The sequence below is a fragment of the Streptomyces stelliscabiei genome (genome assembly GCF_014873495.1).
In the GTDB taxonomy this organism is placed as follows: domain Bacteria; phylum Actinomycetota; class Actinomycetes; order Streptomycetales; family Streptomycetaceae; genus Streptomyces; species Streptomyces bottropensis.
The window spans coordinates 6,515,567-6,530,221 of sequence record NZ_JADBGF010000001.1; the positions used below are offsets into that span (position 1 = coordinate 6,515,567).

Sequence of the window (14,655 nt, forward strand, 5' to 3'; positions counted from 1 at the left end):
GAGCCTCCTGTCAGTCGGTCCAGTACTCGCCGTTGATGGCGATCCACGGGGTGCCGGTCGCGACCGGTCCGTCCTGGGACCACCAGGTGATGTCGCCTGCGCCGCCGAGTACGGAGGAGGTGCCGGTCTCGAGGACCTCCAGCTTTCCGACGCCGATGATGACGTCGCCCGCCAGCGAGCACGTCCCGGCGTACGCGCCGACCTGCTCCTGGGGGATGCAGTCGGTGGGCACCGATCCGACCTTCACGCCGTTGATCGGGATGACCTGCCCGTCGGTGCGTTCGATCCGGCCGCGCAGGCTGACCCGGTTGCCGACGAGGCGGGCCTGCGGGGTGAAGCCGCCGGAGCTCTGATAGCCGGCGGCCAGGGTGCAGTTCTGCCAGGCCGGGAGCGGCTCCCACACCGTGACCCACGTGTTGGACCCGCCGTCCGTCTTGATCCAGGTGGTGCCGTCTTCGGCGACCGCCACGGTGTGCTGCGGCGCGGCGGACAGGGTGGAGTTGCGGTCGGCGAGGTCGGTGACGTGCTGCACCAGGTGCGGGTCGAGGGCCGTGGCGATGTCGGCGAGCGCGCTGGCGACGGTGGGTGTGTCCGCGCCTGCGGGCACCGGGAGCTGTGCGTATCCGATGGTGGGCAAGGGTGCTCCTACGCGGAGAAGGTGATGGTCAACTTGCCGCCGGTGAATGCGGCGTAGTCGCGGGAGCCGTTGGCGTAGATCGCCAGTCCCTTCGCGGCGCCGGACGCCAGCTGGGAGCGCCATGACGCGGGCAGCGTGGCGGTGCCGGTCGCGCCGACGGACAGGCTCAGCAGCTCCTCCGGACCGTCGTCCAGGTCCAGTTGCCCGGACGGGGCCGAGGAGTGGTCGTGCAGGTACAGGTGCATGGGCCGTTTGGCGTTGACGCCGGCGCCGGTTTTCCGCGCGAACTTCACGGTCATCTTCGCGACGGTCTTGCCCGTGCACGCGTTCTGGATCGCCGACCCGTAGAACCAGGCCCCGCGCCGGTTGCCGCGGCCCGTCCAGTCGCCCTGGGTCGGGGAGGCGGCGTACTCGTCGGGCTTCCCGTTCCGCCAGGACCCGGAGTCCGTGGGTGTGATCGTCACCGGCCGGGGCGCGGGCACGTCCGGTGTTCCCGGCGAGGGGTCCGCGACCGAGCCGACCTTGAAGTAGACCTCGAGCTTGCCGTCGACCTTGCGGACGTGGACCTCGGTGGCCTGCTGCCAGCCTGACCCGACCGGGGCGCCGGTGCCGTAAGTGGCGGCGCGGACGACCTGGGCGTCGATGGCGGCCTGGGTGGCGATCTCCTCGGTGTTCTCCGTGGCGGTCTCGGCCGGGTCGGCGCCGAGCCGCCACAGCACGACCGGCCGGGCCGAGAGCCGGACCGCCACCCAGTCGCCGGCCGCGCGGTCCCGGTAGGAGTCCGGGCACGGCACGTCGAGCAGCAGGTCGCCGTTGCCGAGGAGGAGGTTGACCCGCCCGGACTCGGTGACGTCGGCGACCTCGAGGGAGAGGACGTCACCGCCGGAGGTGCGGGTGCGGGCGAGGGCGGCGCCGAGGAGGTCCGCGGGGTCGCTCACGTCAGCCTCCTGGTGGTGGTGCGGGTGGAGCAGGACATGGAGGCCGAGCCGAGCGTGTACGACAGCGTGTCGATGATGTGCGGCTCGAACACCTCCGGGTCGGTCTCGACAGCGACCAGGTCGCCCGGCTCCAAGGCCGGGTTGCAAACGGCGGTCAGGGTCAGCGACGCGCGCACGCCCAGGGAATCGGCGAGCTTGGCGGCGGCGACGTCGGAGGCCTGGTTCGGGGTGGTGATGACCGCCGACGCGTACCGCTGGACCCGCAGCCGGACCCCGTTCAGACCGAGACGCTGGGGGGCGCCGGGGTCGTTGATGGGGTCGGGGCCGGCGTAGGTGAGGGAGTTGGGGTCGTCGTCCCACGCGAACATCGGCCCCACGGCGGGGGCGCCGTCGCCTCCGTCGCCGGTGACCGCCCACACGTTCGCCAGGCCCTCGGCAGTCTGCTCCGCCTGAGGCTCGACCAGCGCGCCGCCCTGCCCCCGCCGGATCGTCCACACGGCCTGCCCGTCCAGCGTGGGCACGGGACCGATGGTGACAATGCCCCTGGCGTCCACCCAGATCTCCCCCGCGAGCGCAGAGACGATCCCGGTGTCGGTGCCGGTGGAGTCGGAGCCGCCGGACAGGACCGCCCACCGGTCCTCCGTCGCCGCGATCTGCGGCACCTGCAGGTCGGGGTTGACGCCGGAACGCCACGCCACGGGAATCCCCGGCAGCGCCTCCCCGACGAGCCCTTCGACCAGGCCGCGCGCCACCCCGGGGCCGACCGTCCGCGCCGTCGGAAACGACGCGGCGCGCAACTCGTCCTCGAGGCCGTCCAACTCCACCGTCATCGTCCCCGCCCGGTTCGCGCGGGTGCGGGTGACGGTGTACCGGCCGGCCGGAAACCAGACCGGGTCCGCGCGCGGCAGCGTGATGCCCTGCCACAGGCGGACGTTGGTGGCGATCGCGTTGACGCCGTCGCGCCCGCCGGTGACGCCGACGAGATCGGCGCCAGCGGTGTAGCGGACGTCCGCGGTACGGTCCGCCGCGACCGACGCCGACCCCGCCGCGATCGCACACCGCGTCCACGTCTGCCCGCCGTCGTTGGACCACTCCGCCCAGTACGGGCGCCCCACCGCCTGCGGCAGCGCGGCCAGAACGTGCGCGCTGATCGGCAGCATCAGATGACCCCGTTGGTGGCCAGCGACGCGTACGACGAGTACGCGGCCGCCACCGCGTCGTAGGAGGCGTACTCCCCGGCGAGGACGTCGTAGGACCACTCCGGCATCCGCATGGGCTGCCCGCCGGTGTCCGGCCGCGCCACCTGGATCACCGAGGCGGTGAACGTCCGCGACCCGTCCGGGGTGCCGTCGACGGCCTCGGCCGGATCGGACAGCAGCACGAAAATGTCCGGCCTGCGGTAGGCCGGCCTCGTCTGCAGCAGCCGCACCCCCGGCGTCGTCAGCAGCTCCCGTACGGCCTCGATCTCGTCGCCCTCGGCGTCCAGCGTGATCTCCGAGGCGGCCGCCCCGTACACGTCTTGCGCGGCCGCCGGGAACGCGCTTCCCGCCACGGCGGCCTGGTCGATGCGGGCGGACCACGCCAGCTGCGGCCACGCCGTCACCGTCACCCGCGCGGACGCGCCCGGCAGGTCGATCGACTTCAACCACACGTCGGCGACCGGCGACGGCGCGGGCACGGTGATGCCGAGGGAGGACTCCGGCCCCCAGCTCCCGTCGGCGTACTGCGGGCGGGCGGTGTAGGTGACGCCGACCCCGAGCGGGGCCTCATGGTCGTAGCCCTGTCCCACGCCCTCCAGCGCCCATGCGAGATTCGCTCCCCGCACGGGCGCGGCCGCGGCCGCGCCCGGGTCCTGGCGGGTGATCAGGACCTTGACGACGTTGGCCGCGTCGGCGAGCGGAGTGCCGGCGGTGTAGTCGACGGCCAGGACCACACCGGCCCAAGTGGTGTCGACGACGGCCGTCAGCCAGCCGTCGGGGCTGGTGACGGTCTCCGGCGGGGTGATGGGCGGCGCGTCCGGGTCCACGATCATCGGCATCCGTTGGCTCTCCTCTCTAGTGTTTGCGGCCGGCGGACGCCGCCCGGCGCACGCGGTTGAGGCCCGCGCCCACGCGGTCGTCGGCACGGTCGTCGACGTAGGCGGCGAGCTCGCGGCCGTCCTCCAGCACCAGGTAGACCCGGCCACCCGAGGTCAGCCCTCGCGGAGTGGACGCGGACGAGGCGATGCCCGCCGGGGAGACGGCCGGGACGCCCGGGACCGCGGCGTCGGCGACGCGCGCGGCCGCGGCTGCCACGGTCGCGGCGGTGTTGTCCAGGCCGACCCCGACGCCCGCGCCGGTCATCTCGCCCACCCACTGCGTGACCCTCGACGGCGACTTGATCTTGAGCTTCTTGCGGATGGCCGCGACCAGCCCGGCACCGAGCCGGTCCATGGCCTTCTGCAGCTCCGCCTCCTGCGCCTGTAGACCGGTCAGGAATCCCTTCCCGGCCTGGGACCCGGCGTCGAACATCGCGTCGGCCATGGTCCGGCCGAACGACGTCGACAGGGCGCCGCCCGCCGCGGAGACCTTGTTCAGCTGGGCGAGCTGGCCCTTGGACGCTCCGGCGATCAGATCGATCAGCGGGCCGCCCGGGCCCTGGGCGACGAGCTGGCTGATGATGTCCTGGCTGACGCCCTTCTTCGACAGCCCGGCGATCTGCTTGCGGAACGCCTCCACCTCGGCCTGCCTCGACTTCAGCCCGCCGAGCAGGTCGGAGAAGGTGCCCACCTCGCCGAGCTGCGACAGGCCGAAGAAGTCCTGGGCCGTCTTCTTCTGGTCGGCGGCCGCCGACTTGGCGGCCTCGAGGCGGGAGTCGACGCTGTCGCGCCGCTTCGCGAGCGCCTGCAGTTTCGCGGACGCCTTCGTGCTCGACGCGGCGAGCGCCTTGCCCGCACCCCCGGCCGCGCGGAGGTCCTTGGTGAGTGCGTCGAACGCCCGCTTGATCTCCGACGCCGACGCCGTCAGCGCCTTCGTCACCCCGGTCAGGTCCCCAGGGAGGTCCTTCCGGGCCGCCTTGATCTTGGCCTTGCTGGTGCCCTTGGCGTAGCCGGGCAGTACGCCCATGCCGCCTGCGGCCCTCAGTGAGTCGCGGTGGTTGAGGACCTCCTCTCCGCCCCCGAAGCGCACCAGCTCGGGGCCCAGTTCGCCGACCCACGCCCAGCCGGGGGTGGCGCCGCGGGTCCCTTTGGAGTAGCCCTTCAGGCCGTACCAGTCGGTGAAGAGACTGTCGTTGTAGCCGCGCGCCCGGGAGCCGACGACGACACCGTCGCCGCCGCGGCTCTCGACATTCGTGCCGTTCAGGGTGCCCGCCGTGTGGCCGACGCCGGCGTTGGTGATGCCGACGCGGAACGGGGAGCGGGCGCCGCGTACCCAGCCGGACGGGGCGGTGGAGCCGGAGAAGGCGCCGGTGGCCCAGCGGCGGGCATAGGGCTTCAGGCCCCGGATGATGTTCTCGATGGCGCTCATGAAGCCGGAGCAGTCGTAGCCTGCCGGGCCGACTCCGCCCCAGATGTAGGGCTTGCCTGCCTGGGACTTGGCGAAGGACAGGGCGGACTTGAAGCCCTTGCCGCCGATGCCTGCCGCGCCGAGCTTCTTGTCCGCTGTGTCGGTGTAGCTCAGTAGGGACTTGACCATCTTCTCCGGGACCTTGGTGATCATGTCCCGGTACAGCGAGGCGGACCCGGAGATCCGCTCGATGAGAGGCTTCACCGCCCTGTTGATCCCGGCGAGGGCGCTGGCCTTCATGCCGTCCTTCAGCCAGGACACGCTCGACTTCGCCACGTCCACGCCCTTGGACGCGGTGTTCTTCACCCAGCCGAAGATGCCGCCGTCCGCGAACCCGGGCAGGCCGAGGGCGCGCTGCACGCCGCGGATTCCTCCGCCGCGTGCGGCAGCGTTCATGGAGTTGACGTAGCCGGGTCCTACCGCCCGCGTCCACTCCGGCCGCATGACGGCCTCGCCGCCGGACAGGGCTGCCAGATGTACGTCACGGCCCGGCGTGTAGCCGGGGAGGACACCGCCGGTGGCGAACGTGTACGCCGGCAGCTTCGGAGCCCCGAAGGCCCCCGCCACGGTGTTCCAGACACCGCGCAGCTTGCCGTACACCGTGTTCACGACGAAGACGACGGGCGCCTTAGCGATCCCCTTCACCTTGTCCCAGGCCACCTTGATGGCGTCCTTGGCCATGCGGAACGCGTCGCCGACCTTGCCGACAGCCGCGCGCAGCTTGTCGAGGACGGGCCGGATCCCGACGTTGTAGCCGTCGGCGATGACCGACTTGATCCCGGACAGGGCTGGTGAGATGGCGGACTTCCACAGCCAGGTCGCGCCGGCTCCGACCGCCCGGAACCCGGCGCGGACGAACCCGAAGTAGATCTTGACCCCGGCCCACCAGAGCTTGAAACCGCCGACGATCAGGTCGATCACGGGCGAGATCGCGACGTGCCAGAGCCACATCGCGGCCGCTCCGACGGCCCGGAAACCGGCTCCGACCAGGGAGAAGTACAGCTTGGCCCCGGCCCACCAGAGTTTGAATCCGGCGATGATCCAGCCGATCACCGGGGAGATCGCCGACTCCCAGAGCCAGACGGCCACCGCGCCGAGCGTGTAGAAGATGACGCCGACGGCGGTGAAGTAGATCTTGGCGGCGGTCCACCACCACTGGAACGCCTTGACGATGAACCCGATCACAGGCTTGAGCACGACGTCCCAGAGCCACAGGGCTGCGACCGAGATCGCCTTGAACGCGGCCTGGACGATCGTGCGGAAGGTCTCGCTCTTCTTGTAGGCGATGACCAGCGCGGCGCCCAGGGCGACCAGGGCGATCGCGACCAAGACGAACGGATTCAAGGCCATCACAGCGTTGAGCAGGCCCTGGGCGATGGCGAACCCGTTCGTCACCGCGGTGCCGATCAGGATGGCCGCCCGATAGATCGAGAACACGCCCGTGACGAACGCGGTCGCGATGGCCTGCGCGTTGAGGGCGATGGTCAGGCCGCCGACCGCGATCGCCGCGGGGATGAGCCACACGCCGAAGTCCCGCAGCCAGTTCACGGTCGCGGCGCCGGCCATCCACGTCAGCCGCAGAGCGGGCACGAGCGTGACCGCCAGGATCGACCCGAGCGTCTTCATGGGCGGCAGCACGTTGCTGTTGAGGAAGCTGCCGGTCTTGCTGAGGATGGGCAGTACCTGGCCGCCGAGGAACGTCACGAAGCCCTGCTTCAGGCCCCGGAAGAACACCTCGAGTTCGTGCGAGGCCCCCGAGTGGAGGTCCTTGCCGAGCTGCTTGGCCGCCCCGGACATATCCCCGAAGGCATTGGTGGCTTTGCTCGGGTCCAGCTTGAACAAGGCCGAGCCGACTTCCTCGGCCTGGGTTCCGAACAGGCCCACGGCGGCCGCCTCACGGGCCACCGGGTCCTTCATCTCGCGGAGCTTGTCCAGGACAGTCTGCAGGCCGGCGGACGCGCTCGCCCCGCCCTTGGCGATCTTGCTGGACATCTCCTGTGCGGGCAGGCCCAGCGCCTTGTACGCGTCCTGGCTGGACTGCGACATGTCGATCGAGCGGATGGAGAACTCTTTGAAGAGGTCGGCCAGGATGTCCGTGTCGCGGGCGCCGCCCTTGAGGCCCTGCTGGAACAGGCCGAGGCTGGTCTTGGCGTCCAGGCCCAGCTTCTTCAGCTGGACCGGGTACTCCTGGAACGTTTCGAGGAGGTCCTCGGCGTTGGGGCCCAGCTTCTGGAAGCCGGTTGTGATGATGCCGAGCGCTGTCTTCGCGTTCGGCGCCAGACCGTTCTTCAACAGCGCGGACACGGCCTGGGACTGCAGACCCATGTCCGTACCGAAGGTGGTTGCCACGTCGGCCATCTGCGCGGCGATGGACTTCAGCTGTTTGTTCGTCGCGTCCGGCGGGACGAGGCCGCCCTGCACGACCGCACGGATCGCGTCGGCGCCCGCCTGGACGTCCTCGACGATGCCCTTCGCGTACAGCTGTCCGGCGATCTTCCCGTACCGGGCAGCGTCCTTGCCAGTCGCGCCGAGCTGTCCCTTGAGGACAGAGGTGATGTTCGCCTGCTCCATCGCCTCGGTGATCCCGGCGACGAGAACAGCGCCCGCGGCCGCTCCGGCGATGGCGGCCCCGGCAAGGAGCTTGTCCTTGAGGTTCCCGCCGGCGGCCTGGCCCGCCTCTTCTCCTGCGTCCTCGGCGGGGCCGACGAGCTGGCTGCGCAGCTCGTCGGCGATACCGCGTACGGAGGGGATGACCTGCAGCGTGGCGTAGCCGACGTTCGGCATAGGGCACCCCCGTTTTCAGTTGTTGATCAGGTGATCTCCCCGGCGGCGATGGCGCGGCGCCGGTCGGCGGCCCGCTCGAGGGCGGCCTTGCGCTTGGCGATCCGCTCGGGGCTGTTCTTGTCGCGGCCGCGCCCGACGCCCGGGCGGGTCAGCGGGGCAGGCGGCTTGGTCTGCTTGGACTGCTTCACGCCCTCGTTCGCGCGCTGCCAGTTCGCAACCCGCAGCTCGTCGATCGTCAGCGCCTGCAGGTGCTCCTGCAGCCCCCACACACCGTCGGTCTCGCCCATCGCCAGACGCGTGCGCGCGCGGGCGGGCAGCTGGCGTACGTAGGAGCTGAGCTCCCGCCACGTCAGCAGCGGTCGCCCGCCGGCGTCACGGGCGAACAGGTCACCCAGCCGCACTCCGTACGTTTCGCGAAGGTCCGCTTCGACAGCCTCGCCGTACTCGCTCAGGAGTCGGACGAGGCCGAGGATTCCCCCTCTTCCATCCCGCAGTGCTTCTGCCATGCCTTGAAGAGGGGCATCAGCTTGTACTGCGGAAGTGGCTTCTCGCGGAAGGCCTTCCACTGCTCGCCGCCCAGGGCCAGGCGCAGCGAGCCCATGACGGCGTTCGCCTCACCACCGTCTGCGGCCGCCAGGAGTTCCCAGCTGTCGAGGTCCTGCATGTGGGCGAACTCGAAGCGGCGGCCGTTCCAGTGAACGATGAACGGTGTGCTCTCGACTTCGGCCTTGACGGCGTCGAGGTTGAAGTCGAACGGCTGGTCGTCCGGCCTTGTCGGAGCCTTGCCCTGGGTGCTCTTGGTCGCGGTTCGGGTGGTCATGGGTGCTACTCGCTCTCGTTCTTGCTGGGCTTGGGCTTGAGGACCTGGACCGCCTCGGCCAGGAGTGTGAGGCGGACGGTGCTGATGCCCTCGGGGTTGAGGCCGATCTCCATCGGCTGTCTGGCGATCAGCCAGGGGAACGGCTCGCCATCGATGAGCACGGCGCCGCCGGGCTCGACGACGATCTCCTTCGCACACACCGGCTCGGCCTGCTTCTCCTGCCGGTCGGCGGCGCGCCGTTCCTCGACGAGGGCGGCCACGACCTTCGAGCGGTGCCGGTTCGGGACGGCTGCGCCTTCGGTGATGACGCCGAGCTGTACGGCCTTGGCGTTGATCTCGGCGTCGGTGAACTGCAGAGGCACAGGGCCTCCTTCGGTGTCGCGGTTCGGGGTGGGTGGTGCACCGGGCGCGGGCCGAACCGCGACGAACTCCCCGCGCCCGGGCGCTGGGTCAGGCCGTGACGGTGACGGCGCAGGTGTCGGTCTCGCCGAGGTAGGTGGCCGTCACGGTGGATGCGCCTGCGGCGACGCCGGTGACGAAGCCCGCGCTGACCGTGGCCTTGGTCGGGTCCGACGAGGACCAGGACGCTTCCGCCGTGACGTCCGCCGTGGTCGCGTCCGAGTAGGTCGCGGTCGCGGCCAGGGCACCGATCTCGCCGTCGGCGACCGTCAGCGTGGACGGCGTGACGGAGATGGACTCCAGGATCGGTGTGGCCTGCCGGTTGAACAGGACACCGCCGCTCGTCGGGAAGATCGTCGCCGAGATCGTCGCCGACTCGAGGTCGGTCTCGTTCTCACCGTGGTCGCCGTCCAGCGAGCACTCCGCGTACAGGGCAGTGGCCAGGCGGCGGACCTTCTCGCCCTCGCGGGTCTCGAAGGCCACCAGCACGCGCTCCGGCTTGGGCACCTTGATCTGCGTGTCGGTGCTGCCCGGCCACACCAGCTTGCGGGTCCACTCGTTGTCCTCGAGCGCGGTGAAGCTCTTGGTGAGCTTGAAGTGGTTGCGGCTGGTGCGGACGATGATGCCGCCCCAGGCGAACTTGTCGTCGGTGTCCTCGTCCCTCGTTTCGGGGAAGCCCTCGTCGCCATCGAGGAGACCGATCTGCTTCCAGTCCGATCCGAACGGAGTCTCCGCGTCGGCGGGCAGGGTAGCGCTCAGGTTCCAGGACACGTACACGTCCGCGTCGGTCCAGAGGTTTGCCTTTGTCGGGTCGCCGGCCACGGCGCCCTCCTCTCAGTTGCAAGGTCAGCAGGGAGCCGCGGTTCAGAGCGGGGCCCGCCGCCCGGTCGCTGCGCGCGCAACCGGGTCTCAGCCGGAGGAGGCTCTCTGCCCCATCGCCGGACGGCGGGTGTTGAGGGTCAGGCCAGTCGGGGCCTGACGTTGGCGAGCACGGTGAACGTGCTCAGCGGGTTGTCGGAGACGTCGTCGACGGCGGCGATCGGGCCGGTGCCCGGGCGGACGCCGCGGATGACCGGGCCGGAGTGCACGATCAGCAGGCCCTGGCAGAGCATCGCGAGGTCGTGCGCCTGGTCGTCGTCCTCGTGCCAGACGGTCACCCGCAGCGTGACCCGCGAGTTGGCCATGGACGAGTGCGGACTGTCGGAGTCCTTGCGGACCATGACGTACGGCAGCCGGTCCAGTTCCGGCGACCGGTCGGCCGGCACCTTCGTGCCGACCGTGACGTCCTGCGCGAACGCCTCCACACGGCTGGCGAGGGCATCCCGCAGGACGGTGGCCCCGGCGGCCTGGGCGTCGCCGAAGACGGTCAGGGTCTTCATCGCTGCCAGGCCTTGACCTCGAGGCCGACCGCTGCGGCGGCGCGGGTGAGGATGCCGTCGCGGGCCTGCCAGGCCATGGCCCGCACGTCCTGCACGGTGATCGATGCGGCGCCTCGGTCGGTGGTGTAGCCCTTCACCGAGACGACCACATCGGCGGGTACGTTGCCGCGGACGTGGCCTGCGATCTGGTCGGCCAAGCCGTCCACGGACGCGCGGAGTTCGGGGCCCCTGAGGACCTCGCGTACGCCGGCCGCGTCGAGGCGGAAGTCGACAAGCACGAGCCACCTCCTATCCGGTCGCGCGGACCATCGTGAACTCGGTGTGGTGGTGGGCGCCGCTGAGGGGGTCCGGCCACGGGGCGACCTCGCCCTCGACGAGGAGGGTCATGCCGTTCCACTCGATGCGGTCCCGGGCGGTGATGTCCGGGGCCGTGCCCTCCTCGGACTGGACGCGCCAGCCGGTGACGACCGCGTTGCGTGTCGGGTCGGTCTGCTCGGTCTGGCTGGTGGGCTGGATGTTCAACTGCCCGACCGTCAGCCGCGAGACGGCGCCGTCCGTCCAGTCCTCGACGGTGTTGCCGCCCCGGTCGACGCGTGTGCCCGCACGTACGCGGACGACGGAGTCGAAGAAGAACACGGCGCCCCCTTCTCACACGTCGGCGGCGGTACGGACCGCGTGCCGGGCGACGCACTTCGTCCAGGCCTCGGTGGATCCGGAAGCAGCCTGCGCCCCGAACGTCACCGACTGCCCGCCGACCGCCTTGGACTGCACGCCCACGGGAATCGTGAACGCCGCCTCGGCCCGCTCGAGGACGACCTCCTGGATGTCTTCGGGGGAGGTGGCGAAGCCGTGGCTGTAGCCGACCTGCAGGCAGCGCAGCTTGTCCGGCCACACCCGGCAGCCCAGCCGCCGCAGCATGCCCGCGTCCGACCAGTCGTAGTCGGTGCCCTCGACGAGCTCCACGCCCTCGAGTTCGACCGACTGAACCGCGGTCGTCGGCCACACCGGCAGCAGCAGCGACTCACGGCCGTTGCCGTCCAGCGTCACCGTCTCCGTCGTGACCGGAATGACCGAGTGGCCGACCTGCCCACGGAACCGGCGGGACGCCGACAGCAGCGCGTACAGCAGCCTGGGGTCGTCCGCTTCCCGGCCGAGCTTCGCCGCGAGCTCGGCCGGGTCCGCGAGGTACTCGTCAGCCACCGGGGCTCTCGGCCTTGTTGGCCGCCGCCGGGCGGGCCTTGTTCGCCGATGCCGTCTGCCGCTTGGCAGCCGCCTTCTTCACCGGCGCCTTGACGGGCGCCTTCGCTCCGGCGTCGCCTGGGCCGGCCGGGTCGGTGGCCGCCGGGGTGTCGGCCTCGGTCACCGCTTCCTCCTCCGGATCGTCCGGATCCGTCGCTGCCGCCGGGTCTCCCGGCGCCTGGACGTCACCGCCGGGGTCCGCAGCCGGCTGCACCGGCTCCGCCCCCGCACCGGTATCAGCAGCGGCCACGGCCTGGACGTCACCGGAGTCGTCAGCAGCGCCATCGCCGTCACCACCGTCGGACTCGTCGACCGGCTTGATGAGCGGGATCGTCGACGCCGCCCCAACGACGTCATCCGGTCCCGCCCCCAGCCGCTTGGCGTCGGCTTCGTTCAGCTTCATCACGGTGACGAAGCTCCCGCGCTTCACCCGGTACTTCTTCAGCGGACCGCTCACTGCGGCCACCTCCTCGATGCGTTGGTCCACCGGCACCACATCGGAGGGCGGCCCGCACGTCGCATCCATCGCTCCGCACGGGCACCGCCCTCCGGCGTTGCGGTGGGTGAACAGGGTCACGAAGCCATCTGGCCGGACGCGCGCATGGCCGCGAGCAGCGCGTTGAGCTTGGTGCGCAGCGCGTTCGTGTCGGCCAGGAGCGCGTCGAACTCCGCCTTCGTCGGGTTCGCGCCGGCGGCCGCCGCAGCGGTCGCAGCAGCGGCGTTCGTGACGGCTGCGGTCTGCGACCCCTCGCGGGACGCGCCCGCGCTGGGGTTGAGGTAAGCCATGTCATTCCTCCGGTAGGTCGCCATACAGCTCGCGGTACCGGGCGAGCTGAGCCTTCAGGTCTCTGAGGTCTCGCCAGTTGTCGAGTGCTGTGATGGACGCGTGGTCCGGCCCAGACAAGACCACGAGGTTCTCCGGCCGATTGTCGGCCTTATCCCTGTTTATGTGGTGCACTTCATCGGCCCTATCGAGGCGTCGCCCCAGGGTCTTCTCTGCGACGAGCCGGTGTTCCAAGAGCCAGCCGCTGTACGAGGCCGTGTGGTCTGGTTCCCAGACCAGGACGTAGCCAGCTGCGTTGATCCGTACCGCGCGGCCGTTGTGCTTGCGGTCCAGTACGCGGACCATGCGCCCGTCGGCCTCGCACTGCTTCGAGCAGTACTTGCGGGCAGCGGACCTTTGGTGACGGAACTCCGAGCCGCAGCAGGCGCAGGCCGTGACGACTTGGCCAACTCTCTGGGCCTCGTCGTGGCACCCCTTGGAGCAGAACTGCCGTTGCTGCCCGGGCGGTTGGTAGACGTCTGCGCCGCAGCCCTGGCAGGTGATGTTCGTCCCCCGCCGCGGCTTGCTGCCTACGCGGCCCCGGCACTCCCGTGAGCAGAACACCCGGCCGCTCTTCAGCCGAGCAAGATCGCTCTCGCGGCGTTCGATCGGGTCGCCGCATCCAGTGCAGGCGACAACCCGGCGCTTCACCTGCGGACGCCCCGGACCAGCCATCATCCCCACCCCTATCCGCTCCTAATAGTTCTCTTGCAAGCTATTAGGAGCGGATAGAGCAGGTGAGGGTTTCTCCGTTCTGTTACGCGGTCAGGTCGATCTCAATAAAGGCGCTGGGCTGCAGGATGCCGAAGGCTGCCCTCATTTCCGCGAGGATCGCCACGAGGTTGCGGACGAAGAAGTCCAGGTGGCTGTCGGTCACCTGCACGGTCGCCTGCTCCCGGTCCCAAAGGACCGCCTTGCGGAAGTCGCCGCAGTAGGCGGTGCCCTCCGGAACGGCCTCGGTCTCGACGACCGGCAGGTCCCACAGGCTCCGGGCTGTACCCGCGCCGGACGGCCCTCCGAAGTAGTACCTGCCCTCGTTGTCCTGCAGCAGGTCCAGCTCCTCCAGGTCGATCGGGTTGATCAGGTACGCGTTCGGGATCGAGCGGCCTACGGTGACGACCTTGCGCTTCGCCCTCCGGTAGGTGGTGAACAGGTCGTCCTCGAATGCCTGTGCCTGAACGCCGGATACGTTGGCGAGGCCTTCGAAATTCTCGCCCGTGCCGTCGCCGTTGACGATCTGGTCCTCGAGCTCCTCCTCGAGGCCGTACATCAGGAACGCGTCGATCAGCGTGCGGATCTGTGCCGCGTCGGACAGCGCCCGCTTGGTGGCCGGCATCCAGTGCGCGATCGTCTTGACCGCCGTGGTCACCTTCGCCAGTGCCACACCGGACTCCGGCTTGTAGCCGCCGCCGGCGTTGTTCACCAGGGCGCCCGCACCACCCGGCGCGGTCGGCGCCGCCGAGCTGGTGGCTTCCGGGACCGGCGCCGCGTTGTTCGTCACGGAGGTGACGCGGACGTACTCCACCGTGTCCGAGGTGGTGGTGCCGGGAGTGACGCGGTCGCGGATACGCAGGGGCCGCTGGAAGACGTCGAGGCCGACCTGCAGTCCGCGCCAGTCGTTCTGGACCAGGGCGCCGCCGGAGGTGTCGGAGCCGCCGGTGACCAGGCTCTTGACGCCGAACATCTCCGACTGAACGCGCTGCTTCTGCCCGAACTTTCCGTTCGGGGCCTGGGCGAGGAGGCCCTTGTACTCGGGCGAAGCGGTGAACTGCTCACCGAGGGACTTGCCCTTGTCCGGCAGGTGGAAGCCGGATGCGGTCTGCCGCTTGCCGTCCTCGTCGGTCTTGGCGTTCAGGGCGATGTCGTCGCCGAGCTGGGCGAGAGTCGCCTTCAGCTCGTCGTTGCCCTTGCGCTCCTCGATGGCGGCCTTGGCCGCCGTGGCCTTGGACATGTGCTCGCGCAGGTCCTTGGCCTCGTCCGCCGTGAAGTCGCGGTCGCCGTCCTCCTCGGCGGCCAGGGTGATCTCCCGCGCCTTGAGGAGGTGGTGCTTCATCTCCTCGGAGAGTTCCTTGATCGTCTTGGCCATGGTCT

Annotated in this window: 17 protein-coding genes; all 17 read right to left on the reverse strand. The window is 70.4% G+C overall.

All coding sequences use genetic code 11. The features are described from left to right. Window positions 1-10: 10 nt before the first annotated feature. The 17 genes from H4687_RS28920 to H4687_RS29000 all read right to left on the reverse strand — a co-directional run bounded on the left by H4687_RS28920 (window position 11) and on the right by H4687_RS29000 (window position 14,650). Window positions 11-637: a hypothetical protein gene (locus H4687_RS28920; protein WP_046913302.1), complete on the reverse strand. Its 627-nt coding sequence runs from the start codon at window positions 635-637 to the stop codon at window positions 11-13. Window positions 638-645: 8 nt separating this feature from the next. Next, complete coding sequence (locus H4687_RS28925) at window positions 646-1,575, reverse strand: hypothetical protein (RefSeq protein ID WP_046913301.1); 930 nt, start codon at window positions 1,573-1,575, stop codon at window positions 646-648. After that, a complete protein-coding gene (locus H4687_RS28930; protein ID WP_046913300.1) occupies window positions 1,572-2,735 on the reverse strand; it encodes a hypothetical protein in 1,164 nt (387 codons plus the stop codon). Before H4687_RS28930 ends, H4687_RS28925 begins: the two co-directional genes overlap by 4 nt. Then, on the reverse strand, window positions 2,735-3,613 hold the full coding sequence (locus H4687_RS28935; protein WP_046913299.1) for a hypothetical protein: 879 nt from the start codon (window positions 3,611-3,613) through the stop codon (window positions 2,735-2,737). Before H4687_RS28935 ends, H4687_RS28930 begins: the two co-directional genes overlap by 1 nt. Before the next feature lie 16 nt (window positions 3,614-3,629). After that, window positions 3,630-7,904 (reverse strand): replication protein, encoded by a 4,275-nt coding sequence (locus tag H4687_RS28940; protein ID WP_046913298.1) that lies wholly within the window; start codon window positions 7,902-7,904, stop codon window positions 3,630-3,632. Window positions 7,905-7,930: 26 nt separating this feature from the next. Continuing rightward, window positions 7,931-8,410: a hypothetical protein gene (locus H4687_RS46675; protein ID WP_225966865.1), complete on the reverse strand. Its 480-nt coding sequence runs from the start codon at window positions 8,408-8,410 to the stop codon at window positions 7,931-7,933. After that, window positions 8,353-8,724, reverse strand: coding sequence for a hypothetical protein (locus H4687_RS28950; RefSeq protein WP_046913296.1), 372 nt, complete (start codon window positions 8,722-8,724; stop codon window positions 8,353-8,355). Before H4687_RS28950 ends, H4687_RS46675 begins: the two co-directional genes overlap by 58 nt. 5 nt (window positions 8,725-8,729) lie before the next feature. Then, window positions 8,730-9,086, reverse strand: coding sequence for a hypothetical protein (locus tag H4687_RS28955; RefSeq protein WP_046913295.1), 357 nt, complete (start codon window positions 9,084-9,086; stop codon window positions 8,730-8,732). Window positions 9,087-9,174: 88 nt separating this feature from the next. Beyond that, a complete protein-coding gene (locus H4687_RS48140) occupies window positions 9,175-9,945 on the reverse strand; it encodes an Ig-like domain-containing protein (protein ID WP_046913294.1) in 771 nt (256 codons plus the stop codon). A gap of 137 nt (window positions 9,946-10,082) precedes the next feature. After that, entirely contained in the window at window positions 10,083-10,502 is a 420-nt protein-coding gene (locus H4687_RS28965; RefSeq protein ID WP_046913293.1) for a DUF3168 domain-containing protein, read from the reverse strand. Then, window positions 10,499-10,780 carry a hypothetical protein gene (locus H4687_RS28970; RefSeq protein ID WP_046913292.1) on the reverse strand — a complete coding sequence of 94 codons (282 nt, stop codon included), beginning with the start codon at window positions 10,778-10,780 and terminating at the stop codon, window positions 10,499-10,501. The genes H4687_RS28965 and H4687_RS28970 overlap by 4 nt, the downstream gene beginning before the upstream one ends. A 10-nt stretch (window positions 10,781-10,790) precedes the next feature. Beyond that, window positions 10,791-11,138, reverse strand: a complete 348-nt coding sequence (locus tag H4687_RS28975; RefSeq protein WP_046913291.1) for a hypothetical protein — start codon at window positions 11,136-11,138, stop codon at window positions 10,791-10,793. A gap of 12 nt (window positions 11,139-11,150) precedes the next feature. Beyond that, window positions 11,151-11,702, reverse strand: coding sequence for a hypothetical protein (locus H4687_RS28980; RefSeq protein ID WP_046913290.1), 552 nt, complete (start codon window positions 11,700-11,702; stop codon window positions 11,151-11,153). Further along, complete coding sequence (locus H4687_RS28985) at window positions 11,695-12,228, reverse strand: hypothetical protein (RefSeq protein WP_159026074.1); 534 nt, start codon at window positions 12,226-12,228, stop codon at window positions 11,695-11,697. The genes H4687_RS28980 and H4687_RS28985 overlap by 8 nt, the downstream gene beginning before the upstream one ends. Before the next feature lie 86 nt (window positions 12,229-12,314). After that, window positions 12,315-12,527 (reverse strand): hypothetical protein, encoded by a 213-nt coding sequence (locus tag H4687_RS28990; RefSeq protein ID WP_046913288.1) that lies wholly within the window; start codon window positions 12,525-12,527, stop codon window positions 12,315-12,317. A gap of 1 nt (window position 12,528) precedes the next feature. Next, complete coding sequence (locus tag H4687_RS28995; RefSeq protein ID WP_107082302.1) at window positions 12,529-12,870, reverse strand: HNH endonuclease; 342 nt, start codon at window positions 12,868-12,870, stop codon at window positions 12,529-12,531. A 451-nt stretch (window positions 12,871-13,321) separates the two neighbouring features. Next, window positions 13,322-14,650, reverse strand: a complete 1,329-nt coding sequence (locus H4687_RS29000; RefSeq protein WP_046913287.1) for a phage major capsid protein — start codon at window positions 14,648-14,650, stop codon at window positions 13,322-13,324. Window positions 14,651-14,655 lie beyond the last annotated feature (5 nt).

Excerpts from the sequence above, each read along its gene's own strand:
- H4687_RS28930 (WP_046913300.1), bottom strand. The coding sequence starts at position 2,735 with ATGCTGCCGATCAGCGCGCACGTTCTGGCCGCGCTGCCGCAGGCGGTG.
- H4687_RS28935 (WP_046913299.1), bottom strand. The coding sequence starts at position 3,613 with ATGCCGATGATCGTGGACCCGGACGCGCCGCCCATCACCCCGCCGGAG.
- H4687_RS28940 (WP_046913298.1), bottom strand. The coding sequence starts at position 7,904 with ATGCCGAACGTCGGCTACGCCACGCTGCAGGTCATCCCCTCCGTACGC.
- H4687_RS46675 (WP_225966865.1), bottom strand. The coding sequence starts at position 8,410 with ATGGCAGAAGCACTGCGGGATGGAAGAGGGGGAATCCTCGGCCTCGTC.
- H4687_RS28950 (WP_046913296.1), bottom strand. The coding sequence starts at position 8,724 with ATGACCACCCGAACCGCGACCAAGAGCACCCAGGGCAAGGCTCCGACA.
- H4687_RS28965 (WP_046913293.1), bottom strand. The coding sequence starts at position 10,502 with ATGAAGACCCTGACCGTCTTCGGCGACGCCCAGGCCGCCGGGGCCACC.
- H4687_RS28990 (WP_046913288.1), bottom strand. The coding sequence starts at position 12,527 with ATGGCTTACCTCAACCCCAGCGCGGGCGCGTCCCGCGAGGGGTCGCAG.
- H4687_RS28995 (WP_107082302.1), bottom strand. The coding sequence starts at position 12,870 with ATGGTCCGCGTACTGGACCGCAAGCACAACGGCCGCGCGGTACGGATC.
- H4687_RS29000 (WP_046913287.1), bottom strand. The coding sequence starts at position 14,650 with ATGGCCAAGACGATCAAGGAACTCTCCGAGGAGATGAAGCACCACCTC.